Below are 24,621 nucleotides of genomic sequence, written 5' to 3' on the forward strand. Positions count from 1 at the left end.
GTGTGTCGGGGGTCGGACGAAGCGGCGCCTCAGGCGGCCTTCTTCGCCTCGGCGGAACCCTCGAGGATGCCCATGATGTCGCTCTCCTTCATGATCAGGAGCTCCTCGCCATCGAGCTTCACCTCGGTGCCCGACCACTTGCCGAACAGGATGCGGTCGCCGGCCTTGACGTCGAGCGGACGGATCTCGCCCTTGTCGTTGATCGTGCCCGCGCCGACGGAGATCACTTCGCCTTCCTGCGGCTTCTCCTTGGCGGTGTCGGGGATGATGATGCCGCCGCGGGTCTTTTCTTCCGCTTCGATGCGGCGAACGAGAACGCGGTCGTGCAGGGGACGAAACTTCATGGAATGTCCTCTCCTTGAGCCTCTGGTTGATGACGGCTCGCCCTGGGAAGCCTGGCCGGTCGCCGGAGCGCCCCGGCCGTTAGCACTCCCCCCAGAGGAGTGCCAGCGATCTAGAGCCCGCACCCTCGCACGTCAAGTCTTCGGCAGCACTCATCGAGGGCGAGTGCTAATCGGCTGATAATCAAAGATTTTTCTTGATCCCGCTGGCACGGCGCATGGCAATCTGATGACGGATGGCGGGCGGACGAGACCCACCACCGCCCGGAAACCGCACGGCCCACCCCACCGAGGAAGGGACAGAATGACCGCGCTGCAGGGACTGGAACCGATCCTTCGCGTCCGCGACTGGCAGATGACCACGGCGGAGCTCCTCTATCACCTGCCGGACCATCCGCATGTCCTGCAGACCTACGTCTGGCAGAAGGTGGACCTGGCGCCGGACTTCCCGGAACTCAGCCAGTTCCTCGACTTCTGGCGGCGCGAGATCGAAGGCCCGCTGCATTCCGTCCGCGTCGCCACCGCCGCGCTGACCCGGCCAGCCGAGCTCCGCTACGCCAATGGGGTGTTTACGCTCCACTGAATCGGGTCCAGCCTGCCGGCCAAGGAAGCGACCCGCAGGGCTTTCGGCTGCGGGCGGGGGAACGTCAGCATGCAGGGTTCGCCACCACCGGCACGGCCGCTTGCCGGCGTGCGCATCCTTGATTGCAGCCACATCCTGGCCGGGCCCTACGCCACGTATATCCTCGGCCTGATGGGCGCGGAGGTCGTGAAGGTGGAACGCCCGCCTGCCGGCGACGGTCTCCGGGATTCCGCCACCCGCCCGCAGCTCGGGGGCATCACCTCCAACATGCAGGCGGTCAATGCGGGCAAACGCTCCATCGCCCTGGACCTCGGCACGCCCGAAGGCCGCACCGTGCTCGAACGCCTCATCCCGACCGCCGACGTGTTCCTCGAGAATTTCCGCCCCGGCAAGATGGCCGGCCTCGGCTTCGGCGCGGACCGCGTGCACGCGCTGCAGCCGCGCATCGTCTATGCCTCGATCTCGGCCTGGGGCCAGACCGGCCCGCTCTCTGCCCGCGGCGGCTACGACCACGTCATGCAGGCCGCCACCGGCATGATGTGGGCGCAGGGCGACGACCCCGCCGCGCCGCCGGTCAAGGTCGGCTTCCCCGCCATCGACATGGCCACCGGGATGGTGGGCGCCATCGCCCTGCTCGGCGCCATCCTGCGCCGCCGCGGCGGGGAGGAAGGCCCGATCGCCCTCGACATCTCGATGGCCGACGCCTCGCTCTGCCTCATGGCGGGCATCGCCCACACCTGGCTGATCGACGGCACCGCGCCCGCGCGCGTCGGCAATGTGGGCTTCACCGCGAGCCCCGGCGCCGGCGTCTTCCGCTGCGCCGAGGGGTGGCTCTCGGTCGCCGCCAGCACCCGCGCGCAGTTCGACGCGCTTTGCTCGGCACTCGGCCGCCCAGAATGGTCCACCGCGCCCGAATGGCTGACGCAGCGCCCGCCGACGCCTGACGGCATCCTGCGCGGCCTCGGCACGCCGCGCCTCAAGGCAGCCCTGGAAGAAGCCTTCCATGCCCGCGATGCCGAAACCTGGGAGGACATTCTGAACGCCGCCGAGGTCCCGGCCTCCGCCGTGCGGAGCGTGGCGGAGTTCCTCGACGGCCCCTATCGCCGCACGGCCGGCGGGTCCTTCACCGTCCAGGATCCGAACGCGGCGCCAGGAACGCTGCACGAGATCCTCGGCGCCGGCTTCCGCTGGACCGGCGGCAGCCCCGCCGCCGACGCGCCCGCCCCGCGCCTTGGCCAGCATACCGAAGCCATCCTGGCCGAGGCCGGCTTCGACCCAGCCGCGATCGCCGCACTCCGCCGCCAGGGAATCGTCGCATGATCCGCCGCCGCCCACTTCTCGCCGCGGCAGGGGCCGCCCTCGCCCTGCCCGCCCGCGCCCAGGCCGACTGGCCGAACCGCCCGCTCCGGCTGATCGTTCCCTACGGCGCAGGCAACGTCACCGACGTCGTGGCCCGCCTGCTCGCCGACGACCTCGGGACCCGCCTGGGCCAGAACGTGGTGGTCGAGAACCTGCCCGGTGCCGGCGGGACCATCGGCACCGCCGCGCTCGTCCGCGCCGCGCCCGACGGCTACACGATCGGCCTGGTCGCCAAGGCCGCCGTCGCCGTCATCCCGCAGATGATGCGCAACCCGCCCTACGACCCGCTGCGCGACCTCGAACCGCTCGGCCCGGTCGTCGTGACGGGCGGCAGCTTCCTCACGCTGCACCCCTCCGTCCCGGCAACCAGCGTCGCCGAACTCGTGGCGACGGTGAAGGCGGGCAACCCGTCCCCGTTCTTCTACTATTCGGCCGGCAGCGGCACCTTTCCGCACCTGAACATGGAGGCACTGCGGCTCCACCTCGGCTTCGCCGCCGAGCACGTGCCCTATCGCTCCAGCGCGGCCGGCCTCGCGGACCTGCTCGCCGGCCGGGTGCACGCGACGCTCGACACCGCCATCATCACCGCGCCGCACATCCAGTCCGGCAGGCTGCGCGCCATCGCCTTCACCGCGGACCGGCGCAGCCCGATACTGCCCGACGTGCCGACCATTGCGGAGGTCGTGCCGGGCCTCGACCTCTCCTCCCCCTGGCTCGCGGCCCTCGGCCCACGGGGCATCCCCCCCGCGGTCCTGGCACGCCTGCAGGCCGCGATCCGCGCGAGCGCGACGGCGCTCGTGCCGCGCCTGCCAGCCAATGTCGAACCGGACAGCGGCACGCCGGAGGAATTCGGCGCCCGCATGCGCGCGGACCACGCGCGCTTCGGACCACTCATCGCGGCGATCGGGCTGCGGCTGGACTGAGGCGGGTCGGCAGGCCTTCCGTCGCCTCGCCCGCAAGCTATCCGCCCCTGCGAGCCGGAAGCCTCGCCTAGCCGCCGCTGATCGCCGTCGTGACGAACATCTCCGCCCCCGGCCGCAAGGCGGTCGCGAGCCGTGCCTTGTCGCCGTCCACGAAAATATTGATGTGCCGCCGAATGGCCGGCGTGGAATCGCACAGCCGGTCGGCCATGCCCGGCCAGCGCCGGTCGAGTTCGACAATCGCCTCCCCGACCGATCCGGCGATCACGTGCAGCTGCCGGGATGCGCCGGGAAACAGCCGCACCAGGGCGTCCGGCAGCAATACGCGCACGGGCTCAGCCATCGAGGACGAGCGCCTCGACGCTCAGGACCGTCGGGAGATGCTCGGCGATGCAGGACCAGTTCTCGCCCTCATCGGCGCTCACGAAAAGGGCGCCGCCGCTGGTGCCGAAATAGACGCCCGCTGGATCGAGCCGATCCACCGCCATCGCCCGGCGCAGCACGCCGAAATAGGCGTTGCCCTGCGGCAGGCCCTCGCGCAGCGCCTGCCAGGTCGCCCCGGCATCCCGCGTCCGCCACACCGCGGCGGCGCCGCCGGGCACGAACCGCCCGGCCTGGTCGCCGTTCAGCGGCAGCAGGAACAGCGTTTCCGGGTCGCGCGGATGCGCCACCGCCGGGAAGCCGAAACTGGATGGCAGCCCGGCCTCGATGCTCGTCCAGTGCCGCCCGCCATCGTCGCTGCGGTACATCCCGCAATGGTTCTGCTGATAGAGCCGGTCCGGCATCCCGGCCGCCATCGCGAGGGCGTGCACGCATTGCCCGTGCTCGGGGTAGCGCTGGTCCTCCGGCGCGTAGTCCTGGCGCGTGCCGCGGTTGCGCGGCGCCCAGGTCATGCCGCCATCCTCGGTCGCGAAGACGCCGCCGGCCGATATCGCCACCCAGAGCCGATCCGCTTCCGCGGGGTGGGGCAGGACCCCGTGCAGGATCAGCCCGCCGCCGCCCGGCTGCCATTCGGCCCGGCTCGGATGCTCCGTCAGGCCCGTCACGTGGGCGAAGGTGGCGCCGCGGTCGTCGCTGCGGAACAGCCCCGCCGGCTCGACACCGGCCCAGAGCGTGCCGTCCGGCCCGAGCGCCAGCGACCAGGCCGACTTCACCGGCACCGCACCGGCTTCGTAGGCCAGGCCCGCGCTGGAATGCGTCCAGGTCGCGCCGAGATCCTCCGACCGCCAGACCGCCGGCCCGAACCATTCGTTGCCGCCCGCCGCCCAGATCGTGCCCGAGACCGGGTCGGCCACCGCATGGTTGATCGGCCAGGTCTCGCAGTACGGGCCGCGCAGCGCCCAGTTCCGCCGCGCGGCGTCGCCTTCGACCAGGAAGGCTCCCTTCTTCGTCCCGACCAGCAGCATCACGCGCGTTGCCATGGCATGCCTCCGCCAAGGGGTTGCGGCGCCGGTCGGCGCCGATCAGTCCGGCCCGCCGTCCAGGCGTGCCAGCAGGCGCTCGAGCGATTCCGTCCAGCCGCGCTGGTGCCGCGTCGCGGTGGCTTCGTCGGCGAAGCGGTCATGCGTCAGGGTCAGTTCCGTCCAGCCCTCCACGGCGCGCAGCCGCACGACGACGCGGGACTCGCGCTCGGGCACCGACGCCCAGCACCAGGTGAAGGCGAGGCACCGGCCCGGATCGACTGTCAGGTACTCCCCGCCCACCTCGTGGCGCGCGCCGCCATCCTCCCGCAGCACGATGCGGAAGCGGCCGCCGGGGCGGGCATCCACCTCCGCCTCCTCGACCCGCACGTGGTGCGGCCCGAACCAGGTCGCGAGTTGCTCGGCGCTGCACCAGGCCGCGAAGACCCGCTCGGGCGCGGCGCGCAGGCGGCGCACGAGCGTCAGGCTCGGGCCCGGGCCGCTCACGGCTCGCGCTCCACGACGGCGGCCAGCCGGTCGAGGCTTTCGTCCCAGAACCGGGCATGGCGCTGCAGCCACCCCATCGCATCCTCGAGCGGCCCGCCGACCAGCCTGCAGGTGACGGTGCGCCCCTGCTTCCGTCGGGCCAGCAGGCCCGCCGCCTCCAGCACGTCCAGGTGCTTCATCACCGCCGGCAGGGACATCGGCAGCGGTCGCCCCAGGTCGCTGACCGACAAGCTGCCTTCCTCGGCAAGGCGCGCCAGCATGGCCCGCCGCGTCGGATCGGTCAGCGCGCCGAAGACCCGGTCGAGGTCGGGGGATTGAGACTGAACCATTCGGTTAAGTATTTCGCCCACGGCGTGGCGCCGTCAACCGGAAAGGCCGGATGCCACGCGGCGGTCAGACCGCGCGCCCGTCCTCCGTCGCCGGCACGGCCGCTTCCAGGGCGCGGCCGGCGCGGTGCCGGCGCAGCAGCGCGAAGCCGATCCCCGCCGAGACCACGAACAGCACGACCGCCAGCCCGACCTGCCACGCCCCGTCCACCCGCACGCCCTTGCCCAGAAGCGCGAAGACCAGCGTCTGCGGCAGGTAGCCGATGGCCGAGGCCGCCAGGAACGGCACCAGGCTGACGGTCGCCATCCCGGCCAGCAGGTTCAGCGCCAAGTTGTTCCCGATGGGCAGCAGCCGGAGCGCGAGCGTCGCGCCGAAGGGGCTGCCCGCCAGCACGTCGCGCAGCGGCCGCAGCCGGTGGCCGAAGCGCCCCGCCAGCCGCCGTTCCGCCCAGCGCCGCCCGACCGCGCGCGCCCAGCCATAGGACAGCGCACAGCCGACCACCTGCGCCGCCAGCGCGAGCAGCGTCCCCTCCAGCGCGCCGAAGGCATAGCCGCCGAGGAAGGCGACACCCTGGCGCGGCGCCCCCGCCGCCGTCGCCGCCGCACCCACCGCCACGAACACCAGGTCCCCGAGCAGCCCCTGGCCCAGCACCCATTCGTCCACCCAGGCGGTGCCGGGCGCGAGCCCGATCCCGCGCAGCAGCAGCCCCGCCGCCACCAGCCCCGCCGCCAGCACCGCCAATTTCAGCACCGCGGCGCGGCGCCGGGCGGTGGCCGCCGGCGCGGTCATGGCCCTTCGTCGCTCTCGATCGCCGGCCGGCGGCCGCGGCGCTGCAGCCAGGCCATGCCGATGAGGTCGAAGATGCTGACCGCGAGCCGGTCGAGCGTCCCGTAGTTGGAGGTGCCGCGCACGCGTGGGCGGTGGTTGACCGGCTCGCTCACCACCGTGCCGCCCTGGCGCAGCGTCAGCGCCGGGAGGAAGCGGTGCATGTGGTCGAAATGCGGGAGGTCGAGGAACAGCGCACGCGGGAAGACCTTGAGCCCGCAGCCTGTATCCGGTGTGCGGTCCCGCAGCAGCCGGGACCGGATGGCATTCGCCGCCCGGCTGGTATGGCGCTTGATGCCGCTGTCCTTGCGGTTGACGCGGTGCCCCGCGACCAGCGTGACGCGGCCGGCCGCCGCCTCGGCCTCGGCGCGGGCCAGCAGGCGGGGGATGTCGGCCGGGTCGTTCTGCCCGTCCCCGTCCAGCGTCGCAATCCAGCGGCCGCGCGCGGCCTTCACCCCGGTGATCACCGCCGCCGACTGGCCGCAGGACGCGCGGTGCCGGATGGCCCGCACCGGCGCGCCGGCCGCCCGCGCCGCGCGCAGCGCGTCCGGCGTGCCGTCGGTCGAACCGTCGTCCACATAGACGATCTCGTGCGGCACGCCGGCGAGCGCGGCCTCGATCTCGGCCACCAGCGGCGCGATGTTCGGCGCCTCGTTCCGGACGGGGATGACGACGGACAGGGCCGGGGTCGCGGCGCCGTCCGGCGGCGGCGCGACTGGCCCAGACCCGGCGCGGGGCTCGGGGGTCATGGCGGCGGCGGGTAGCAGGGGCGACCCCGGCCGGCAAGCCACCCCCCCCTGCGCGCGGAGCCGCCTTCGCCTATATCGCCGCCATGCCCTTCGATGCCCGCAGCCCCGCCGGCCTGACGATCCATGCCGCCGCCACCGATGCCCGCGCCGTCGCGCGGTGGCTCCTTCTCGTCGCCGGCATGGTCTGGCTGATGGTCGCAATCGGCGGCGCCACGCGCCTGACCGGCTCGGGCCTGTCGATCATGGAATGGGCGCCGATCGCGGGCATCCTGCCGCCACTGAGCGAGGCGGAGTGGCGGCGCCTTTACGATCTCTACCGGACCATCCCGCAGTATCAGCTCGTCAACCAGGGCTTCGGGATCGAAGGGTTCAAGGAAATCTTCTGGCTGGAATGGATCCACCGCTTCTGGGGCCGCATGATCGGCTTCGCCTACGTGGCGGGGCTCGCCTGGTTCTGGCTGCGCGGCCGGGTGCCGCCGGGGCTGAAGCCCCGCCTGCTGCTGCTGCTGGCGCTGGGCGGCCTGCAGGGCGCGATCGGCTGGTTCATGGTCGCCTCGGGCTTCGAGGCCGACCGCACGGCGGTCTCCCCGTACCGCCTCGTGATCCATCTCGGCATGGCCTTCCTGCTGTTCGGCGTGCTGCTCTGGACGGCGCTGACGCTGCTGCGCCCCGTGCCGGAGGCCGCCCCCGTGCCGCCCGCGCTGCGGCGCTGGGTCTACGCCGCGGCGGGGCTCGCGGTGCTGGCCATGCTGGCCGGCGGATTCGTCGCAGGCATCCGCGCGGGCTTCGCCTACAATAGCTTTCCCCTGATGGACGGACGCCTCGTGCCCGAGGGTTACTGGGACCTGACACCGGCCTGGAAGAACCTCACCGCCAATATCCCGGCGGTGCAGTTCAACCACCGCCTACTGGCGACGGCGGCGCTGCTTTCCGCCGCCTGGGCCGCCGTGCTTGCCTGGCGCAGCCTGTCGCGCGGGCGGGTGCGCGGCGCCGTCATGGGGTTCGGCATCGCCGTCGGGCTGCAGTATGCGCTCGGCATCGCAACGCTGCTCGCGGTCGTGCCGGTCTGGCTCGGCACGCTGCACCAGACCATCGCCGTGCTGGTGCTGGCCGGCGCGTTGCTCGCGCTGCACGCGCTGCGCCGCCCGGCGCCGGAATGACGCCCGAGGCCGCCGCTCTCCGGGCGCTCGAAGCCCTGCCGCACGCCGTCCTGGTGATGGATTCGGAGGACCGGCTGGTCTTCGCCAACGCCGCCCTGTGGCGGGAAGCCGGGGCGGACCCGGCGCGCTTCCCGCCGGGCACCGCGCTCGCGGACATCCTCCGGCTGTTCGCCTTCCGCGGGCTGCTCGGGCCCGGGGACCCGGCGGACCTCGCCCGCCAGGCCGGTTCGCTGGACCGCCGGCAGCCGATCCGCCACTACCAGCGCAGCGCCGACGGGCACCGCGTCTCGGCGGTGGCCAGCACGCCCCTGCCCGGGGGCGGCTTCGCGCTCTGCTCGGTCGACATCAGCGCCCTGCAGCGCGCCGAGGCCGCGGCGCGCGGTCGCGTCGCGCTGCTGGAGCAGGTGCTGAACGCCCAGCGCGGCGGCATCGCCGCCTTCGACGCCACGCAGCGCCTCGCGCTGCACAACGCGGCCTACCTTCGCCATACGGGCGCAACGCCCGACGTCCTCGCAGGGCGGCCGACGCTGCGGGAAATCCTCGAATCCCTCGACGCCTCGGGCGAATACCTCTCGCAGGGCGATGGCGCCTATCTTGAGACGGCGCTGTCGGCCGACCGCCGCCAGCCCCAGGTCCAGCAGCGCGAACGTGCGGACGGCCGCATCGTCCGCTTCACGAGCCGGCCGCAACCCGATGGCGGATTCCTCGTGGAATCCGACGACGTCACGGAACTGCGCCAGGCCGAGGCCGATGCCCGTCGGCGCGCCGCCATCCTGGACGGCGTCCTGGAAGCCCTGCCGCACGGCATCTGCGTCTATGGCGGCGACCGGCGCGTGGCGCTGTTCAACGGCGCCTACACGCGCCTGATGGAGGGCGCGCCGCTGCAGGTCGGCGACACGCTCGAGGATGTGATCCGCCGCCGTGCGGACAGCGGCGAATATGGCGCGGGCGAGGCCGCCGCCGTCTATGCACGCGAGATGGCGCGCGACCTTTCGAAGCCGCAGGCGCGCCGTCGGCTCCGCGCCAACGGCACCGCGCTCGACGTGCGCACGGCGCCGCTTCCCGACGGCGGCCACATCTCGGTCGTCACCGACATCACCGAGGTCTGGCGCGCGGAGGAGGAGGCGCGCCGCCGCGCCTCGCTGCTGGAAACCGCGATGGCCTCCATGCGGCACGGGCTCGTGGTCTATGCGCCGGACCGCCGCGTCGTCGCGGCCAACGCGCTGGCCGAGCGCCTGGCCGGCCACACGCCGGGCGACATCCGGCCGGGCCGCAGCCTCGATGACCTGGTCGCCTCCCTGCACGCGGCCGGTGCCCTCGGCCCCGAGCCGGAGGCCGCGCGGATCGCGGCGGCCGCAGTCGCCCGCGACCGCGCCGTGCCCCAGCGGATCGTGCGCCGCACGCCCGACGGGCGCGTGCTGGAGGTCTCCTCCGACCCGACGCCCGACGGCGGCTTCGTCGTGACCCATGTGGACATCACCGAGCTCGCGAGCACGCAGGCCGAGGCCGAGCGCCGCGCTGGCCTCCTGCAGGCGATGCTCGACAACATGCGGCACGGCATCTGCCTCTTCGACCCCGAGGGGCACGTGGTCGCGGCGAATGCCCTGGCCGCCCGCATGACGGGCCTGGCGCCCGAGGCCTTCCGCCCCGGCCGCCATGTCTGGGACCTTCGCGCCGAACAGGTCGCCGCCGGGGAACTGGCCGAGGGCTGGACCCCGCCGACCGCCACCGGCGACCCGTCCCGCCTGCAACTGCGCGCGCCGGACCGCTACGTCCGCAGCACCCCTGCCGGGCTCGTGGTCGAGGTCACGACCGACCGCACGCCCGATGGCGGCTATGTCCGCACCTATACCGACGTCACCGAGGACCGGCGCATCCGCGCCGAGCTGGAAGCCGCGCGCAACGCCGCCGAGGCGGCGAGCCAGGCGAAGTCCCGCTTCCTCGCCACCATGAGCCACGAGCTGCGCACGCCGCTCTCCTCCGTCATCGGCTTCGCCGAGGCGATGCTCGCCAGCCCCGACCCGGCGCGGATGGCCGATGACGCGGGCGCGATCCTCGATGCAGGGCGGCACCTGTTGTCGCTGATCGACGATATCCTCGACGTGGCACGCGTCAGCGGGCCCACCCAGCACCCGGCCGGGCCCGCGGCCGAGGCCGCCGCGCTGGCCGAGGCCGCGTCCGCCGCGCTCGCCCCGGCGCTGGCCGAGGCGGGGCTCGCGCTGGACGTCTCGGTTGCGCCGAACCTGCCGGGCCTCGCCTGCGACCAACGCCGGCTGCTGCGGGTCCTGCGCGCGCTGCTCGACAACGCGGTGAAGTTCACGCCGGCCGGCGGCACGCTGGCCCTCTCGGCCCTGGCGGACGGCGCCGGGGGCGTCCTGTTCCGCGTCGCCGACACCGGCATCGGCATGGCGCCCGAGGATATCCCGCGGGCCTTCGAGCCCTTCACGCAGCTCGATTCCGACCTGTCGCGCCGCTATGGCGGCTCGGGGCTCGGGCTGCACCTGGCCCGGCTCCTGGCCGAATCGATGGGGGCGAGCCTGACGCTCGACAGCGCGCCCGGCGCCGGCACCACCGCCACGCTGCACCTGCCGCGCGCGATCACCGCCGCCGCGCCGCAGACCAAGGAGACGACATGACCGCCCTTGCCACGACCGACGCCCTGTTCTTCGACCTGCTCGACCGCGACGCCGCCGAACGCCGCCTGCGCGAGGCGACCGAGGGCTGCGAGGACGGCGAGCTGTTCCTGGAATACCGGGAGAGCGAGGCGGTCGCGATCGACGACGGGCGCATCCGCTCGGCCTCCTACGACGCGACGCGCGGCTTCGGCCTGCGCGCCGTGAGCGGCGAGGCCGCCGGCTATGCCCATGCGGGCGAGCTGTCCGACGCCGCCATCGCCCGCGCGGCCGAGACGGTGAAGGCGGTGCGCCAGGGCCGGTCCGGCACGCTGGAGGCCGGCCCGCGCGCGACCAATGCGCGGCTCTATTCCGATGCCAACCCGCTCACGCGGATGGATTTCGCCGCCAAGACCGCGTTGCTGCAGGAGATCGACGCCTTCGCCCGCGCGCGGGACCCGCGCGTCGTGCAGGTGATGGCCTCCATCACCGGGGAATGGCAGGCGGTGCAGATCATCCGCCCGGACGGGCAGCGCGTGGCGGACCTCCGCCCGCTGGTGCGCTTCAGCGTCTCGGTCGTGGTCGAGCAGGACGGCCGGCGGGAGACCGGGTCCTTCGGCACCGGCGGGCGCTTCGACTATGCGCGCGTGCTGGGGGCCGAGGCCTGGAAGGCCGGCGTGGATGAGGCGCTCCGCCAGGCGCTGGTCAACCTCGACAGCGTGCCCGCCCCTGCGGGAGAGATGGAGGTCGTGCTCGGCCCGGGATGGCCCGGCATCCTGCTGCACGAAGCGATCGGCCACGGGCTCGAGGGCGACTTCAACCGCAAGAAGACCTCGGCCTTCTCGGGGCTGCTCGGGCAGCGGATCGCCTCCCCCGGCGTGACGGTGGTGGATGACGGCACCATCCCCGACCGCCGCGGGTCGCTCACCGTGGACGACGAGGGCACGCCGACCAACCGCACCGTGCTGATCGAGGACGGCATCCTGACGGGCTTCCTGCAGGACCGGCAGAACGCCCGGCTGATGGGCGTGGCGCCGACCGGCAACGGCCGCCGGCAATCCCACGCCCATATCCCGATGCCGCGCATGACGAACACCGTCATGCTGGGCGGCGCCCATGCGCCGGAGGAGGTACTGGCGAGCGTCAAGCGCGGCCTCTACGCCGTGAATTTCGGCGGCGGCCAGGTCGACATCACATCCGGCAAGTTCGTGTTCAGCGCCTCCGAGGCCTACTTGATCGAGGACGGCAGGATCGGCGCGCCGGTCAAGGGCGCGACGCTGATCGGCAACGGCCCCGACGCGCTGACCAAGGTCGCTATGGTCGCGAACGACATGGCGCTCGACCCGGGGATCGGCACCTGCGGCAAGCAGGGGCAGGGCGTGCCGGTCGGCGTCGGCCAGCCGACGCTGAAGATGGCGGGGCTCACGGTCGGCGGCACGGCGGTGCGCTGAAGGCTTTCCTGGCGTCCGGGGCATGCCCGCGCCAGGATCGCCGCAGGTTCGAGGAGAGCACCGCGCCATGCAGACCCCGCCCCTGCCCCCCGAAGCCGCCGCAGCCGCGGCGGAGGAGCAGAAGCGCCAGGCCGCCGCCGACGGGACGGCGGGGATCGAGGGCGCGGCCGATCTCGCGGAACTGACGCTGGACGGCACGCTCTCGGCCATCGGCGACGGGGCGCTGGCCGTGGCCGAGGGTGCGGTGCACGTGGTCGGCGCCGTGCTCGGCGGGCTGCTGGAAGGCTGATGCCGGACGGCACCGCGCCGGCGGATTTCCTGGCCTCGCTCCGGGCGCGCGCGGAGGCGGTCGCGGAAGCCTGCACCCGCTGCGGCGCCTGCTTCGAGGCCTGCCCCATGCCGGACCCGGCGGGACTCGCGGCCGAGGATCCTTCCGCCGTCACCGGCGGCATCGTCGACCTTATCACCGGCGGACCCGGCACCGCGGCCGCGCGGCGCTGGACCGATGTATGCAACGGCTCGGGCCGCTGCATCCCGGCCTGCCCCGAAGGGATCAACCCGCGCTTCATGGTGCAGCTCGCCCGCGGCTTCGCGCGGCGGCTGGACGGCGAGGACAAGGCCCGGCGCGCGGCGCGCGACGGCTACACCGCCATGGCGCGCGCGGCGCGCGTGCTCTCGCGCCTGCAGCTGCCACCCGCGGAGGCGGCGCGGCTGACCCGCACCCGGCCCGACCCGGCGCGCACGACGCCGCCGGAGGTGGTGTTCTACACCGGCTGCAACGTCGCCAAGACGCCGCACATCGCGCTGCTCGCGACCGAGATCCTGGACGCGATCGGCGTCGACTACGCGGTCGCCGGCGGCACCGGCAATTGCTGCGGCGTGCAGCAGCACCGGGCCGGTGACTTCGCCGCGCAGGGGCGCATGGCCTTCTCGGCCATCGACAACCTGGCGAGCCACGGCGCGGCCACCGTGCTGTCCTGGTGCCCGTCCTGCCAGATCCAGTTCGGCGAGAATACGCTGCCCTCCTGGGCCGCCATCCATGGCGGCATGCCCTTCGAGATGGCGCCCGTGCTGCCCTTCCTGGCGGCGCGCGCGGACCGGCTGCGGCCGCTCATGCGCCACCCGGTGCGCCGGCGCGTGGCCATCCACGAACGCCCCGCGCTGCCCGAGGTGATGGCGGCGGTGCGCACGCTGCTCGGCCTCGTCCCGGGGCTCGAGGTGGTGGAGGTGCCGGTGCCGCGCATCGGCGTCATGGCGATCCACGTGGTCGGCCTGCCGGAGCACAAGCGCGCGCTGCTCGAGCAGGAATTCCGCGAGGCCAAGGCGCGCGGCGCCGACACCCTCGCCACGGTCTTCCACGCCTGCCACCGGGAGGTCTGCCACCTCGGCGACGCCTCCTTCGCGGTGCTGAACTTCCTCGAACTGGTGGGCGAGGCCATGGGCATCCGGCACGAGGACCTCTACCGCCGCATGCGCCTGATGCAGGACGTGGACGCGATCATCGCCGACACGGCGCCCATGGCGGCGGCGCATGGGCTCGACCTCGACACGGTGCGCGAGGTGCTGCTGCAGGAGCTCGGCCGCTAGCCTCGCTGCCGCGACGGGCGGCCACGACCCTAGATCGCGGCCTCCGCGAATATGCGGGAGACATCCCCGCCCCAGGCCGTGGTGCAGCGCTCCAGCCACCGGTCGGCCTGCGTCTGCCCGGTCGCCACCATCGCATCCAGCGGGTCGAGGTGCATCTCCTCCCCGAGCCCGCGCGCCTTCAGCCCGCCGCGCGCGATGGCGAGCACGTCGCGCGCCACGTCCTGCAGCCGGCGCCCGGCGATCCGCGCCTCCAGCGCCGCGGCCGGCACGGCATTGCGCAGCGCGCGGATCTCCTCGACCGACCAGCCCTTCGTCAGCGCGCGGGCCGCCTTCTGCGCCGCGTCGTCATACAGCAGGCCGACCCAGAAGGCCGGCAGCGCCGTCAGGAAGGCGGGCGCGCCGGCGTCCGCCCCGCGCATCTCGAGGAAGCGCTTGAGCCGGACATCGGTGAACACCGTGGTCACGTGGTCGGCCCAGTCGCCCATGGTCGCCGCCTGGCCTTCCAGCCGGTCCGCTGCGCGGCCGGCCAGGAAGTCGCGGAAGGAGATCCCCGCCGCGTCGATCCAGCGCCCTTCCCGCATGATGAAGTACATCGGCACGTCGAGCACCCAGTCGGCGAAACGCTCGAAGCCGAAGCCGTCCTCGAAGGCCACGGCGGGGATGCCGGTGCGGTCGGGGTCGGTGTCGGTCCAGACCTTGCCGCGCAGCGTGCGGTAGCCGTTGGGCTTGCCCTCGGCGAAGGGCGAATTGGCGAAGAGCGCCGTCGCCAGCGGCTGCAGCGCCAGCGAGACGCGCAGCTTCTCGACCATGTCGGCCTCGTCGCCGAAATCGAGGTTCACCTGCACCGTGCAGGTGCGCAGCATCATGTCGAGGCCCATGGCGCCGACCCGCGGCATGTACTGCCGCATGATCGCGTAGCGTCCCTTGGGCATCCAGGGCATCTGGTCCCGCGTCGCCAGCGGATGGAAGCCGAGCGGCGCGAAGCCGAGGCCGAGCGGCCCGGCCACCTCGCGCACCTCGCGAAGGTGGTCGAGCGTCTCGGCGTGTGTCTCGTGCAGCGTGCGCAGCGGCGCGCCCGAGAGCTCGAACTGCCCGCCCGGCTCGAGCGAGACCGACGCCTCCCCCCGCTTCAGTCCGATCGGGTTGCCGCGGTCAAGGATCGGCTCCCAGCCGAAGGCGGTCAGGCCTTCGAGCATGGCGCGGATGCCGCCAGGCTCGTAGGGCGGCGGCGAAAGGTCGTCGCGGCGGAAGCCGAATTTCTCGTGCTCCGTGCCGATCCGCCAGGCGTCGCGCGGCTTGCTGCCGGCGGCGAACCAGCCGGCAAGCTGGCGCGCCGAGGTGATCGGCGTGGGATCCGACTCGCCGGGATTCGACATGCAGCCCTTCCAGGGGCGCCGCAGGACGCGGCGCCTTCAGGTTGCGGTCCAGTCCCCCGCCAGTGCCTGCAGCACGGCAAGGCCCGCCACCGCCGCCGTCTCCGCCCGCAGGATGCGGGGGCCAAGGGCGACGGCGGTAACAAAGGCACGACCGGTTGCGTCGTCAAGTTCAGCGGGATCGAAACCACCCTCGGGGCCGACCAGAAGGCCGCAGGGCAGGTGCAACCCCGGCGCAACGCTCCCGATCGGCACGGCGCCGCGCCGCTCCGCCGCGACCAGCAGGGGCGCGCCGTCCCAGGCGTGCAGTGCCGCATGCAACGGCCGCGCGGGCGCGACCACGGGCACCGACAACCGCTCGCACTGCTCGGCCGCGCCGCGGGCGATGGCGCCCAGGCGGTCGGTGTTCGCCCGGTCCGCCACGGTCCGCCGCGTCGTCACCGGCTGGATGCGGGCGACGCCGAGTTCGGTCGCCTTCTCCACCAGCCAGTCCATCGCGTCCCGCTTCAGCACCGCCACCAGCAGGCGGAGGTCGGGCTCCGGCGCCGGCGCGCGCAGGCGCGGGCCGAGGGCGAAGGCGCAGCGGTCCTTCCGCAGGTGCAGGATGGTGGCGGCGAATTCGCCGTCCCGTGCGTTGAACACCGCGACGGTGTCGCCGGGGCCGCGGCGCAGCACCGTGCCGAGGTGATGCGCCTGTGCGGCCGTGCCGGGCACTTCGGCGCCTTCGGCCAGTGCATCGTCGAGGTGGGTTCGCGGGGTGGACATGGCGGGTCTCCATGGCCCTTATACGGCGCGTGAGCGCCCATACCGACATCCGCGCCGGCGGCTGGGTGGCGCGCCTGCCGGAAGGCTGGCGCCCCTATGCCCTGCTGATGCGCCTCGACCGGCCGATCGGGTCGTGGCTGCTGGTGCTGCCGGGATTCTGGGCCTTCGCCATGGCGGCGCCGTCCTGGGGGCGGGGGCTGTGGCTGACGCTCCTGTTCGGCCTGGGCGCAGTGCTGATGCGCGGCGCGGGCTGCGTCGTGAACGACCTCTGGGACCGCGACCTCGACCGGCAGGTAGCCCGCACGGCGGGGCGACCGCTGGCCTCCGGCGCCGTCACGCCGCGGCAGGCGCTCGCGCTGCTGGCGGCGCTGCTCGCGGTGTCCTTCGTCATCCTGCTGCAACTGCCGTGGTCGGCGATCCTGCTCGGCGCGCTGGCGCTGGTGCCGATCGCGCTCTATCCGCTGGCCAAGCGCGTGACGGACTGGCCGCAGGCGGTGCTCGGCCTCGTGTTCTCCTGGGCCGCGCCGACCGGCTACGCGGCGGTGACGGGCGGGCTGGATGCTGCGGCCTTCGCGCTCTGGGCGGCGGGGTTCTTCTGGATCCTGGGCTACGACACGGTCTACGCGCACCAGGACCGGGAGGACGATGCACTGGTCGGCATCCGCTCCACCGCGCTGAAATTCGGCGACGACACGCGACCCTTCCTGGCCGCCTGCTACGCGGCGACGCTGGCGCTGCTGGCGCTGGCGGGGTGGCTCGCGGGCCTGTCCTGGTGGTTCGCCCCGGCGCTGCTTTTGCCGGCGGCGATGCTGGGGCGGCAGGTCGTGGCGCTCGACATCCGCGACCCGGCGCTCTGCCTGCGGCTGTTCAAGGCGAACCGCGATGTCGGGCTGGCGGTGGCGCTGGCCTTCCTGATCGGCCGGCTGTGACGCCGGAGGATTTCGTCCGCGCCCACACGGTCGTGTCCGCCGCGCCGCTGGTGCCCGAGATCGCGCTGCACCTGGCCTCCGAGATCACGCCGATCTGGCAGGCGAGCGAGGAGTGGCTGAAGGCGCACAACATCGAGCCGCCCTTCTGGGCCTTCGCCTGGCCCGGCGGGCAGGCGACGGCGCGGCTGCTGCTGGACGAACCGGGCCGCGTCGCGGGCAGGCGGGTGCTGGATTTCGCCGCCGGCTGCGGCATCGCCGCCATCGCCGCCGCGCGCGCGGGCGCCGCGCTGGTCGAGGCCGCCGAGATCGACCCGCTGGCGCTCGCCGCCGTGCGGCTCAACGCCGCGCTGAACGGCGTGGCGGTCGCGACGCCGGAAGGCGACATCGTGGGCAGCGCCTGCCGCTGGGACGTCATACTCGCCGGCGATGTCTGCTACGAGGCGCCGATGACCGCGCATATCCTGCCCTGGCTGCGTGCCCTGGCGGCGGAGGGGGCGGAGGTGATCCTCGCCGATCCCGGCCGGGCCTACCTGCCGCGAGAGGGCCTCGACCCCCTCGCCCGCCACGCGGTGCCGACGACGCTCGAACTGGAAGACCGCACGACGCGGGAGGTGACGCTCTACCGTCTCCGCGCCTGACCCCGCGGCCGGAGGTCAGAACCCGCCCGATTCCGGCACGATGACCTGCGTGGGCTGCCCATCGGGGCCGGGATACCATTGCCCCTCGCCGGGCACCTTGCGCTTGCCCTCGGGCGTCTGCGCGAGGCCGCCGTCGACGCGATACGCCTCCTGCCGGCCGTCCTCGTAGGTCACGAGCACGTAGGTTTCGGTCACGCGCATCGTCACCCAGCCCTTCGGCGCAAGCTTCTGCGGGCTGTAGGGATTGGCGAGCGGCGTGCGGCTCAGCTTCACGACCTGGGGCACAGCGCGGAACCTGGCCGGCGCCAGCTCATGTGCCCAGATGTTGAGAAGGAGGATCCCATAGACCGTCTTCGACACCGAGGAGACGGCGCCGAGCGCCCGGTCCACGCGGCCGTCGATCAGCACCTTGTTGCCCGCCGCGGCGGCGTCCTCCTGGAAGCGCTTGATCCAGGCGCTGGTGGTCGGGCCGATCCAGCCATCGGCCGCCAGGCCCTCCGCGCGCTTGCCGTAGGCGATGCGCAGCAGTTCCTGCACCAGCCGCACGTCCTCCCGCGCATTCGTCGCGCCGATGCCGACCGACTGCTCGAGGTTGTATATCGCCCCATGCTTGCCCTGGGGCGTGACCAGCGGTTGGACGAAGGGCATGTCAGCCATCCTGCGCGGAGAGAAGCCCGCGACCTTGGGGAGAGCCGGGTCACGTTGCAGTGATCCCCGTTACGGCCGCACGCGTCCCCGCGGCCTGGCGCGGCGCCGGGGTCAGCGCGTCGCCTGCTCCAGGAACCGCAGCAGCGCGGCCATGTCCTCGGCGTTCTCGAGCCGCTGCACCGGCATCCTGGTCCCTGGCGTCACCACGTCGGGCCCCCGCGTGAACAGGTCCGCGACCGTCTCCCGCGTCCAGACGATGTCGCCCCGCGTGAGCCGGTCCGAATAGGCATAGCCCGGCACGCTGCCCATCCGCCGTCCGAACAGCCCGTGCAGGTGCGGCCCGGCCATGTTGGCGCCCGCCGCCTCAAGCGCATGGCAGGCCGAGCACGCCCGGAAGACGCGCGCGCCGTGCGCGTCGAGGCCCGCCGCCGGCGCGTCTTCCGACGCTTCCTCCACCGGCCCGAGCGCCCGGCCCGCCGCCGCGTCCCAGCGCCGCACGCGGCGATCGGCGCCCCCGGTCCAAAGGGTGCGCCCGTCCGTGTCGAAGGCGGCCGACCAGACGGGCGTCCCCGGCCCCTGCAGCGTCTGCACCAGGCGCCCCCCCGGCAGCGATAGCACCGCGACGCTGCCGCCGAGCGAGGCCGCGGCCAGCAGCGTGCCGGCCGCGTTCACCGCCAGCGCCACCACGGGCCGGCCGCCGGCATGGAGGTCGCGCACCTCGCCGTTCGGCGCCACGAGGCGCACAGCGCCATCCACGCCACCGACCGCAATCACGCCATCGGGCAGCGCCGCCAGCGCGTTCTGCGGCAGGCCGAACTCGGCGATGACCTCCGACACGCCATCGACCGCCCAGGCGCGCACCGTGCCGTCGAAGCCCGCGCTGACCGGCGTCCCGTCGCGGCGGAACACCACCGCGTTGACGTTGCCGCGATGCCCTTCCAGCACGCGCGGGGGCCCCGCGGCGGGCCAGAGCCGCGCGGTGCCGTCCCAGGCCGCGGAGGCGATCACCCCGTCCCGCGCCGCCAGACCAGCGACGGGGCCGGCATGCCCCTCCAGCACGCGCAGCGGCCGCCCGTCACGCGGGTCGGCCGGCCAGACCGCCAGCCGGCCATCCTCCCCGCCCGAGACGACGCCGCCGCCCGGCAGCGCCGCCAGCGCATTCACCGCGCCCGCATGCCATCGCACCACTGTCCGCGCGCGACCCGTGGCGAGGTCCCAGAAGATCACCGACTGGTCGAAGCCGGCGGACGCGAGCGCGCCGCCCCCGGGTGCCACCGCCAGCGCGCGCACCGGCCCGCCATGCACCGCCGCCAGGTCCTGCGCCGCCGCCGGCACCGCGAGCGCGGCAAGGAAGGCCAGCACGCGCAGCATCAGATCACGACCCCGCCGCTCACATGGATCACCTGGCCCGTCACGTAGCCCGCGCCGGGGGAGGCGAGGAATGCGATCGCCGCCGCCACGTCGTCCGGCGTGCCCAGGCGCTTCAACGGAATCCGCGCCGCGATCGCATCCCATTGCGCCGCATCGAGCGCGGCATGCGCCCCCGGGTCCTTGCGCGTGTAGCCGGGTGCGACCGCGTTCACCGTCACCGCCGGCGCCCATTCCAGCGCGATCGCCTTGACCAGCGCCTCCACCCCCGCCTTCGCCGCGGCGGATGCCGCGAAGACCGTGACGTCGTTGCGGAACAGGTGCGCCACGAAGGATGAGACGGCTATCAGCCGCGGGTCGCGCCCGTCGCGCAGGATCGGGCCGGCGGCGCGCGCCAGGCGCAGGAAGGCCAGCGCGATCGCGTCGTGGCTTTTCGCGAAGCCCGCGTCGGTCAGGGCCGCGACCGGCGTGCGGTCGGCGAAGCCGGCGTTCGAGACCACGACATCGAGCCCGCCGAGCAACCCCGCCGCCTCCTCCACCGCGCGCTCCGGGGCGCCGGGCTCGGCCAGGTCGCAGAAGATCTCGAAGGCCTCCCCGCCGCGCGCGCGCACGGCGGCGGCGGTGCGGGCCGAGCCCTCCCGGTTGCCGCGCGTATGCACGGCGATGGCGACGCCCGGCGCGGCCAGCGCGCGGCAAGCCGCGGCCCCGATGCCGCTCGCCGCACCGGTCACCATGATCTTCCGCTCGGTCATCGCCTGCGCCCCGCCTGCCGTGCAATCCTGGCCCCGCCATGCGAGGCCGAGGCCCAGTATAGCCGCGGGGAGAAGGCAATGCGGAAGCACGGCGCCATGCCGCCGGGCCGGTGCGCGCGGCCCCTGATCGCCGCCTGTCTCGGCGCGACGCTGGCCGGCGCCTGCACCCCGGCGCCCGAGGCCCCGGACGACCACCTGCTCATCGTGCTCGACGTGACGGGACGCGCGCGGGAGCCCGGGCGCGTCCTGTCGCACCGCGCCGACGACCGGCATCTCTGCCTCCAGCCCGCGCGCCTGCGCCAGCGCACCAGGACGACGCCCGCGCCGGGGCCGGACGAGCCGCCCAATGCCATCATCGGCCTGGTGGTCTCCTACGGCCCCGACTTCCCGCCGGAGTCGCGCGGCCTTTCGCCGGAGGCAGCCTTCTTCGGGCCGCAGCACCGCTTCACGCTCGAGGTCTTTCCCCGACCCGGGCAACTCGAGGGAACGGGGCCGGTCCTGCTCGGCAGGTCCTTCCGCATCTCGGTCGGCACGCTCGGCGACGGGGGCGGCTTCTGGGAACGCACCGTCGCCGAGGACGACCCGCGCTCGGCCGGCATGGTGACCATCGCGCCGGACGGGATGAGCGGGCGCATACACGCCAGCGGCCTCGAGTTGCAGATCCCCCACAACCGCATGTCCGAGGACTGGGTGGTCTCGATCCGCGGCAGTTGGCGCTGCCCCCGCGTTGACGCCGCCACGGCGCCGCCCGCATCCTCGGGCTGACTTTCCGCGAGGGGGAACCGCGTGACGCTGACCGTGCTCGAGCCCGAGGGGCTCTATCCCGACACCTCGCTCGAACAGCGCATCATGGGGCCGTCCGTCCGCATCCTTCAGGGGGCGTGCAAGGCGTCGCTGGCGGAACTGCCGGACGAATTATGCGCGCAGGCCGATGCGCTGATGACGCTGCGCATGGCGGTGCCGGCCGACCAGATCGCCCGCTTCCCGAAACTCCGCGTCATCATCCGCATGGGCGTGGGCTACGACCGGGTCGATCGCGCGGCGGCGGCGGCGCGCGGCATCAAGGTCTGCAACGTGCCCGACTACGGCACGCAGGAAGTGGCGGAATTCGCGGTGCTGATGGCGCTCGCGCTGCGGCGTGGCCTGACGCTGTACCATGACACCCAGCGCGGCCCGGACCCGGCGCGCTGGGGCGTCATGCCCCACCCGGCGGTGCGGCGGCAGGAGGTGCAGACCTTCGGCATCCTCGGATTGGGGCGGATCGGGACGGCGGCGGCGCTGCGCGCCAAGGCGCTCGGCTGGCGCGTGGTGTTCTACGACCCCGCGCTGCCGAACGGCGCGGACCGCGCGATCGGCGTGACGCGCTGCCGCACGATGGACGAGATGCTGGCCCAGGCCGACGTGCTCTCCATCCACTGCCCGCTCACGCGCGGCACGCGCGGGCTGGTGGGCGAGCGGGAGTTGCGCCTGCTGCCGCAGAACGCCGTCGTCATCAACACGGCGCGCGGGCCGATCCTCGACATCGACGCGCTGGAACGCGTCATGCGCGAAGGCCATGTCGCCGCCGCGGGGCTCGACGTGATTCCCGTGGAACCGCCGGTCGAGCCGATCCCCGCGCTGCTCCGCGCCTATCGCGACCGGGATGAGTGGCTGACGGGGCGCCTCATCATCTGCCCGCACATCGCCTTCCACACGCCCGAGGCCTGGGACGACATCCGCCTGAAAAGCGCCGAGACGATGCGCGACGTGCTGGTGGAGGGGCTGGAGACCAACGTCATCCCGCCGGACAGCGACTGATGATCCGCGACGCGGCGGCCCAGGCCGCGCGCCTCGCCGCCGCGCGGGCGCTGGTCGACGACGTCCTGATCCCCGCCGAGGCGGCGATGGACGCCGGGGACCGCATGCCCGCCGAAGCCCGCGACGCGCTACGCGCCCACGGCCTGTTCGGCATCTCGATCCCGGAGGAATTCGGCGGCCTCGGCCTGACGATGGAGGAGGAGGCCGGGCTGATGCTGGTGCTCGGCCGCGCCGCCCCCGCCTATCGCGCGGTCTATGCGCTCAATTCCGGCGGCGCCGCGCAGATCCTGCTCCGTGCGGGCACGGAGGCGCAGAAGGCGCAGTGGCTGCCGGGCCTCGCCTGCGGCGTGCGCATCGCGTGCTTCTGCCTCTCGGAAGCCGAGGCCGGATCCGACGCCGCCGCGCTGCGCAGCACGGCCAGGCGCGACGGCGAGGGCTGGGTGCTGTCGGGCCGCAAGCGCTGGGTGATGAATGCGCCCGAGGCCGGGATGCTGATGGTCATGGCGCGCACCGGGGCGGAAGGCGCGCGCGGCATCTCCGCCTTCGCCGTCGACCCCGCCACGCCGGGCATCGAGGTCCAGCCCGCCCAGGCCAAGATGGGCATGCGCGGCGCGGCCGTCGCCGACATCGTTTTACGCGACTGCCGCGTCCCCGCCGACGCCCTGGTCGGCGCCGAGGGAGAAGGGCTGAAGCTGGCGCTGGCCGGCCTCGACAAGGTGCGGCTGCATCTCGCGGCGCTCTGCGCCGGGCTGATGGAGCGCATGATCGACGAAGGCCGTCGCCATGCCCTGGCGCGGCACCAGTTCGGCCGGCCGCTCGCCGAGCAACCCACCATCGCCGCCCTGCTCGCGGATTGCGCGGCGGAGGCGCTGGCCGCGCGCTGCATGGCGCTGGAACTCGCCCGCGCGCGGGATGCCGGCACGCTGCGGCCGGCGGAGGCGGCGGCGGCCAAGCTCTTCGCGACCGAGGCCGCCTGCCGCGTCGCGGACCGCATCCTCCAGCTCCATGGCGGCGAAGGCTACATGGCCGGCAGCGCCATCGAGCGGCTCTATCGCGACGTCCGCGTGCTGCGCATCATCGACGGCACCTCCGAGATCCAGCGCCTGGTCGTCGCGCGCGGCGTGCTATCAGGCTGAAAGGCGCCGCCAGCGGGCGGTCATCGGCACCGCCACCGCCGCGAGCCCGATCGCCAGCCCCGCCCAGATCCCGACCGGCCCGAGCCCCGCCCAGAAGCCGAGCGCCAGCCCCGCCGGGAAGGCAAGCCCCCAATACCCCACCGCCGCGAAGACCATCGGCACGCGCGTATCGGCAAGCCCGCGCAGCGCGCCGGCAGCGACCACCTGCACCCCGTCGGCCAACTGGAACACGCCGGCCATCACCAGCAGCGTCGCGCCCAGCGCGCGCACCTCTGCCGCCTGGGGGTCCGCCGGGTCAATGAACAGGCGGGCGATCGTGGCGGCCCCCAGCACGAGCACGCCCGCCATCGCCGCCATGAACCCGGCGCCGAGGCCGATCGCCACCCAGCCAGCCCGCGCCGCCCCCGCCCGGTCCCCCGCCCCGGCAGCGAGCCCGACCCGAGCCGTCGCCGCCTGGCCGATGCCCATCGGCACCATGAAGGTGATGGAGGCGGTCTGCACCGCGATGGCGTGCCCCGCCACGGCGACCGCGTCGAACCAGCCCATCGCCAGCGCCGCGGCGGTGAACAGCCCGATCTCCAGCAGCAGGGACGCCGCGATGGGCAGCCCGAGCGCGAAGACGCGCGCCAGGCGCGGCAGGTCCGGCCGCCAGATCCGGCCGAAGATGTGGAAGCGCCGGAACGCCCGGTCGCGCAGCACCACCGCCAGCAGCGCCAGGAAGATGCCGGTGTCGGCGACGGTCGCGGCGATGCCCGCCCCCGCGACGCCGAGCCCCGCCGGGAAGATCAGCACCCAGGCGATGGGCATATTGAGCGCGACCGCGGCGAGGGATATCCACATCGCCGCCGCCGGCCGTTCCATCGCGGCGAGGAAGCCCCGCAACACCACGAAGGCGCAGAAGCCGGGCAGGCCCCAGAGCGCGGCGCGCGTGTAGTCCTGCGCCAGCGCCGCCAGCGCCGCATCCTGCCCGAGCGCGACCAGCAACGGCCCCGCATGCCAGAGCAGAATGCCCGACGGCACCGAGGCGATGGCACAGGCCCAGAGCGCCGCCCGCGCGCCGCGCCGCATCTCCCGCACCCAGCCGCGCCCGGCCGCGCCGGCCCGCCGCCCCTCGCCGCGCGCCAGGGCCAGCAGTGGGGCGGCGGCCAGCGCCAGGCCGAAGGCCGGCGCGATCAGGGCGAAGTAGAGGCTCGACCCCAGGATGCCGGCCGCCAGCGCCTCGGTCCCCACCTGGCCGAGCAGCAGCGTCTCGGTCAGCGCCATCGCCATCTGGCTGAGGTTGGTCAGCACGATGGGCCAGGCGAGGCCGAGCGTCGCCGCCGCCTCCGCCCGCCATGCCGGGCGTGCCGCCGTGATCATGCCGACCCCATGGACGCCCCTCTATCCCGGGACGG

At 73.9% G+C, this 24,621-nt stretch carries 26 protein-coding genes; 13 read left to right on the forward strand and 13 right to left on the reverse strand.

Features of this window, described 5'->3' with window-relative positions; genetic code table 11:
- Positions 1 to 29: 29 nt before the first annotated feature.
- Complete coding sequence (gene groES, locus E8M80_RS10220; protein WP_137125579.1) at positions 30 to 344, reverse strand: co-chaperone GroES; 315 nt, start codon at positions 342 to 344, stop codon at positions 30 to 32.
- Positions 345 to 645: 301 nt separating this feature from the next.
- Here groES and E8M80_RS10225 point away from each other — a divergent pair, with 301 nt between their 5' ends.
- From E8M80_RS10225 to E8M80_RS10235, 3 genes are all read left to right on the forward strand, one after another.
- Entirely contained in the window at positions 646 to 924 is a 279-nt protein-coding gene (locus E8M80_RS10225; RefSeq protein ID WP_137125580.1) for an usg protein, read from the forward strand.
- 69 nt (positions 925 to 993) lie between these two features.
- Positions 994 to 2,244 (forward strand): CaiB/BaiF CoA-transferase family protein, encoded by a 1,251-nt coding sequence (locus E8M80_RS10230; RefSeq protein ID WP_137125581.1) that lies wholly within the window; start codon positions 994 to 996, stop codon positions 2,242 to 2,244.
- A complete protein-coding gene (locus E8M80_RS10235; RefSeq protein WP_137125582.1) occupies positions 2,241 to 3,206 on the forward strand; it encodes a tripartite tricarboxylate transporter substrate binding protein in 966 nt (321 codons plus the stop codon). The genes E8M80_RS10230 and E8M80_RS10235 overlap by 4 nt, the downstream gene beginning before the upstream one ends.
- A 67-nt stretch (positions 3,207 to 3,273) precedes the next feature.
- Here the strand turns inward: E8M80_RS10235 and E8M80_RS10240 are convergent, their stop codons facing one another.
- The 6 genes from E8M80_RS10240 to E8M80_RS10265 form a co-directional block, all read right to left on the reverse strand.
- Positions 3,274 to 3,546 (reverse strand): MoaD/ThiS family protein, encoded by a 273-nt coding sequence (locus E8M80_RS10240; protein WP_137125583.1) that lies wholly within the window; start codon positions 3,544 to 3,546, stop codon positions 3,274 to 3,276.
- Entirely contained in the window at positions 3,539 to 4,624 is a 1,086-nt protein-coding gene (locus tag E8M80_RS10245; protein ID WP_137125584.1) for a sialidase family protein, read from the reverse strand. Before E8M80_RS10245 ends, E8M80_RS10240 begins: the two co-directional genes overlap by 8 nt.
- A gap of 42 nt (positions 4,625 to 4,666) precedes the next feature.
- Complete coding sequence (locus tag E8M80_RS10250; protein ID WP_137125585.1) at positions 4,667 to 5,110, reverse strand: SRPBCC domain-containing protein; 444 nt, start codon at positions 5,108 to 5,110, stop codon at positions 4,667 to 4,669.
- Positions 5,107 to 5,439, reverse strand: coding sequence for a helix-turn-helix transcriptional regulator (locus E8M80_RS10255; RefSeq protein ID WP_137125586.1), 333 nt, complete (start codon positions 5,437 to 5,439; stop codon positions 5,107 to 5,109). The genes E8M80_RS10250 and E8M80_RS10255 overlap by 4 nt, the downstream gene beginning before the upstream one ends.
- Before the next feature lie 64 nt (positions 5,440 to 5,503).
- Complete coding sequence (locus tag E8M80_RS10260; protein ID WP_137125587.1) at positions 5,504 to 6,226, reverse strand: TVP38/TMEM64 family protein; 723 nt, start codon at positions 6,224 to 6,226, stop codon at positions 5,504 to 5,506.
- Positions 6,223 to 7,011: a glycosyltransferase family 2 protein gene (locus tag E8M80_RS10265; protein ID WP_137125588.1), complete on the reverse strand. Its 789-nt coding sequence runs from the start codon at positions 7,009 to 7,011 to the stop codon at positions 6,223 to 6,225. The genes E8M80_RS10260 and E8M80_RS10265 overlap by 4 nt, the downstream gene beginning before the upstream one ends.
- Before the next feature lie 83 nt (positions 7,012 to 7,094).
- Between E8M80_RS10265 and E8M80_RS10270 the strand changes: the two genes are divergently transcribed.
- The 5 genes from E8M80_RS10270 (at position 7,095) to E8M80_RS10290 (ending at position 13,821) form a co-directional block, all read left to right on the forward strand.
- Positions 7,095 to 8,171: a COX15/CtaA family protein gene (locus E8M80_RS10270; protein ID WP_137125589.1), complete on the forward strand. Its 1,077-nt coding sequence runs from the start codon at positions 7,095 to 7,097 to the stop codon at positions 8,169 to 8,171.
- Positions 8,168 to 10,807: a PAS domain-containing sensor histidine kinase gene (locus E8M80_RS10275; RefSeq protein ID WP_137125590.1), complete on the forward strand. Its 2,640-nt coding sequence runs from the start codon at positions 8,168 to 8,170 to the stop codon at positions 10,805 to 10,807. Before E8M80_RS10270 ends, E8M80_RS10275 begins: the two co-directional genes overlap by 4 nt.
- Positions 10,804 to 12,234 carry a metalloprotease TldD gene (gene tldD, locus E8M80_RS10280; protein WP_137125591.1) on the forward strand — a complete coding sequence of 477 codons (1,431 nt, stop codon included), beginning with the start codon at positions 10,804 to 10,806 and terminating at the stop codon, positions 12,232 to 12,234. The genes E8M80_RS10275 and tldD overlap by 4 nt, the downstream gene beginning before the upstream one ends.
- A 67-nt stretch (positions 12,235 to 12,301) precedes the next feature.
- Positions 12,302 to 12,523: a hypothetical protein gene (locus tag E8M80_RS10285; RefSeq protein WP_137125592.1), complete on the forward strand. Its 222-nt coding sequence runs from the start codon at positions 12,302 to 12,304 to the stop codon at positions 12,521 to 12,523.
- The gene (locus tag E8M80_RS10290) at positions 12,523 to 13,821 is read left to right on the forward strand and encodes a (Fe-S)-binding protein (RefSeq protein ID WP_137125593.1); all 1,299 of its coding nucleotides are present in this window, start codon (positions 12,523 to 12,525) and stop codon (positions 13,819 to 13,821) included. The genes E8M80_RS10285 and E8M80_RS10290 overlap by 1 nt, the downstream gene beginning before the upstream one ends.
- Positions 13,822 to 13,850: 29 nt before the next feature.
- Here the strand turns inward: E8M80_RS10290 and E8M80_RS10295 are convergent, their stop codons facing one another.
- Both E8M80_RS10295 and E8M80_RS10300 read right to left on the reverse strand, forming a co-directional pair.
- The gene (locus tag E8M80_RS10295) at positions 13,851 to 15,197 is read right to left on the reverse strand and encodes a glutamate--cysteine ligase (protein ID WP_137125594.1); all 1,347 of its coding nucleotides are present in this window, start codon (positions 15,195 to 15,197) and stop codon (positions 13,851 to 13,853) included.
- 36 nt (positions 15,198 to 15,233) lie between these two features.
- Positions 15,234 to 15,959: a 16S rRNA (uracil(1498)-N(3))-methyltransferase gene (locus E8M80_RS10300; RefSeq protein ID WP_137125595.1), complete on the reverse strand. Its 726-nt coding sequence runs from the start codon at positions 15,957 to 15,959 to the stop codon at positions 15,234 to 15,236.
- Positions 15,960 to 15,970: 11 nt separating this feature from the next.
- Between E8M80_RS10300 and ubiA the strand changes: the two genes are divergently transcribed.
- Both ubiA and E8M80_RS10310 read left to right on the forward strand, forming a co-directional pair.
- Entirely contained in the window at positions 15,971 to 16,888 is a 918-nt protein-coding gene (ubiA, locus tag E8M80_RS10305) for a 4-hydroxybenzoate octaprenyltransferase (RefSeq protein WP_137125596.1), read from the forward strand.
- Positions 16,885 to 17,526: a methyltransferase gene (locus E8M80_RS10310; protein ID WP_137125597.1), complete on the forward strand. Its 642-nt coding sequence runs from the start codon at positions 16,885 to 16,887 to the stop codon at positions 17,524 to 17,526. The genes ubiA and E8M80_RS10310 overlap by 4 nt, the downstream gene beginning before the upstream one ends.
- Before the next feature lie 15 nt (positions 17,527 to 17,541).
- On the opposite strand, the gene E8M80_RS10315 is transcribed toward E8M80_RS10310, so the two are convergent.
- The 3 genes from E8M80_RS10315 to E8M80_RS10325 form a co-directional block, all read right to left on the reverse strand.
- The gene (locus tag E8M80_RS10315) at positions 17,542 to 18,174 is read right to left on the reverse strand and encodes a peptidoglycan-binding protein (RefSeq protein WP_137125598.1); all 633 of its coding nucleotides are present in this window, start codon (positions 18,172 to 18,174) and stop codon (positions 17,542 to 17,544) included.
- A gap of 111 nt (positions 18,175 to 18,285) precedes the next feature.
- Positions 18,286 to 19,545 (reverse strand): c-type cytochrome, encoded by a 1,260-nt coding sequence (locus tag E8M80_RS10320; protein ID WP_137125599.1) that lies wholly within the window; start codon positions 19,543 to 19,545, stop codon positions 18,286 to 18,288.
- The gene (locus E8M80_RS10325; protein ID WP_137125600.1) at positions 19,545 to 20,294 is read right to left on the reverse strand and encodes an SDR family NAD(P)-dependent oxidoreductase; all 750 of its coding nucleotides are present in this window, start codon (positions 20,292 to 20,294) and stop codon (positions 19,545 to 19,547) included. The genes E8M80_RS10320 and E8M80_RS10325 overlap by 1 nt, the downstream gene beginning before the upstream one ends.
- A gap of 78 nt (positions 20,295 to 20,372) precedes the next feature.
- On the opposite strand from E8M80_RS10325, the gene E8M80_RS10330 reads away from it, so the two are divergent.
- Genes E8M80_RS10330 through E8M80_RS10340 form a run of 3 tightly spaced genes read left to right on the forward strand, consistent with a single transcriptional unit; the run spans position 20,373 to position 23,227 of the window.
- Positions 20,373 to 21,059, forward strand: coding sequence for a hypothetical protein (locus E8M80_RS10330; RefSeq protein ID WP_137125601.1), 687 nt, complete (start codon positions 20,373 to 20,375; stop codon positions 21,057 to 21,059).
- A 21-nt stretch (positions 21,060 to 21,080) separates the two neighbouring features.
- Positions 21,081 to 22,091, forward strand: coding sequence for an NAD(P)-dependent oxidoreductase (locus E8M80_RS10335; RefSeq protein WP_240789976.1), 1,011 nt, complete (start codon positions 21,081 to 21,083; stop codon positions 22,089 to 22,091).
- Positions 22,091 to 23,227: an acyl-CoA dehydrogenase family protein gene (locus tag E8M80_RS10340; RefSeq protein WP_137125602.1), complete on the forward strand. Its 1,137-nt coding sequence runs from the start codon at positions 22,091 to 22,093 to the stop codon at positions 23,225 to 23,227. The genes E8M80_RS10335 and E8M80_RS10340 overlap by 1 nt, the downstream gene beginning before the upstream one ends.
- Here E8M80_RS10340 and E8M80_RS10345 read toward each other — a convergent pair.
- Positions 23,219 to 24,586 (reverse strand): MATE family efflux transporter, encoded by a 1,368-nt coding sequence (locus E8M80_RS10345; protein WP_137125603.1) that lies wholly within the window; start codon positions 24,584 to 24,586, stop codon positions 23,219 to 23,221. The genes E8M80_RS10340 and E8M80_RS10345 overlap by 9 nt on opposite strands.
- Between the last annotated feature and the right edge of the window lie 35 nt (positions 24,587 to 24,621).

The organism is Roseomonas sp. HF4, from assembly GCF_005222755.1.
Taxonomy (GTDB): Bacteria; Pseudomonadota; Alphaproteobacteria; order Acetobacterales; family Acetobacteraceae; genus Neoroseomonas.

Bases quoted from the DNA above. Each gene is read 5' to 3' on its own strand.
- E8M80_RS10290 (WP_137125593.1), top strand. From the start codon at position 12,523: ATGCCGGACGGCACCGCGCCGGCGGATTTCCTGGCCTCGCTCCGGGCG.
- E8M80_RS10240 (WP_137125583.1), bottom strand. From the start codon at position 3,546: ATGGCTGAGCCCGTGCGCGTATTGCTGCCGGACGCCCTGGTGCGGCTG.
- E8M80_RS10340 (WP_137125602.1), top strand. From the start codon at position 22,091: ATGATCCGCGACGCGGCGGCCCAGGCCGCGCGCCTCGCCGCCGCGCGG.
- E8M80_RS10260 (WP_137125587.1), bottom strand. From the start codon at position 6,226: ATGACCGCGCCGGCGGCCACCGCCCGGCGCCGCGCCGCGGTGCTGAAA.
- E8M80_RS10245 (WP_137125584.1), bottom strand. From the start codon at position 4,624: ATGGCAACGCGCGTGATGCTGCTGGTCGGGACGAAGAAGGGAGCCTTC.
- E8M80_RS10320 (WP_137125599.1), bottom strand. From the start codon at position 19,545: ATGCTGCGCGTGCTGGCCTTCCTTGCCGCGCTCGCGGTGCCGGCGGCG.
- E8M80_RS10345 (WP_137125603.1), bottom strand. From the start codon at position 24,586: ATGATCACGGCGGCACGCCCGGCATGGCGGGCGGAGGCGGCGGCGACG.
- E8M80_RS10325 (WP_137125600.1), bottom strand. From the start codon at position 20,294: ATGACCGAGCGGAAGATCATGGTGACCGGTGCGGCGAGCGGCATCGGG.
- E8M80_RS10255 (WP_137125586.1), bottom strand. From the start codon at position 5,439: ATGGTTCAGTCTCAATCCCCCGACCTCGACCGGGTCTTCGGCGCGCTG.
- E8M80_RS10275 (WP_137125590.1), top strand. From the start codon at position 8,168: ATGACGCCCGAGGCCGCCGCTCTCCGGGCGCTCGAAGCCCTGCCGCAC.
- E8M80_RS10270 (WP_137125589.1), top strand. From the start codon at position 7,095: ATGCCCTTCGATGCCCGCAGCCCCGCCGGCCTGACGATCCATGCCGCC.
- E8M80_RS10295 (WP_137125594.1), bottom strand. From the start codon at position 15,197: ATGTCGAATCCCGGCGAGTCGGATCCCACGCCGATCACCTCGGCGCGC.
- E8M80_RS10330 (WP_137125601.1), top strand. From the start codon at position 20,373: ATGCGGAAGCACGGCGCCATGCCGCCGGGCCGGTGCGCGCGGCCCCTG.
- E8M80_RS10230 (WP_137125581.1), top strand. From the start codon at position 994: ATGCAGGGTTCGCCACCACCGGCACGGCCGCTTGCCGGCGTGCGCATC.
- ubiA (WP_137125596.1), top strand. From the start codon at position 15,971: ATGGCCCTTATACGGCGCGTGAGCGCCCATACCGACATCCGCGCCGGC.
- E8M80_RS10285 (WP_137125592.1), top strand. From the start codon at position 12,302: ATGCAGACCCCGCCCCTGCCCCCCGAAGCCGCCGCAGCCGCGGCGGAG.
- tldD (WP_137125591.1), top strand. From the start codon at position 10,804: ATGACCGCCCTTGCCACGACCGACGCCCTGTTCTTCGACCTGCTCGAC.
- E8M80_RS10265 (WP_137125588.1), bottom strand. From the start codon at position 7,011: ATGACCCCCGAGCCCCGCGCCGGGTCTGGGCCAGTCGCGCCGCCGCCG.
- E8M80_RS10225 (WP_137125580.1), top strand. From the start codon at position 646: ATGACCGCGCTGCAGGGACTGGAACCGATCCTTCGCGTCCGCGACTGG.
- E8M80_RS10235 (WP_137125582.1), top strand. From the start codon at position 2,241: ATGATCCGCCGCCGCCCACTTCTCGCCGCGGCAGGGGCCGCCCTCGCC.
- E8M80_RS10300 (WP_137125595.1), bottom strand. From the start codon at position 15,959: ATGTCCACCCCGCGAACCCACCTCGACGATGCACTGGCCGAAGGCGCC.
- E8M80_RS10315 (WP_137125598.1), bottom strand. From the start codon at position 18,174: ATGCCCTTCGTCCAACCGCTGGTCACGCCCCAGGGCAAGCATGGGGCG.
- groES (WP_137125579.1), bottom strand. From the start codon at position 344: ATGAAGTTTCGTCCCCTGCACGACCGCGTTCTCGTTCGCCGCATCGAA.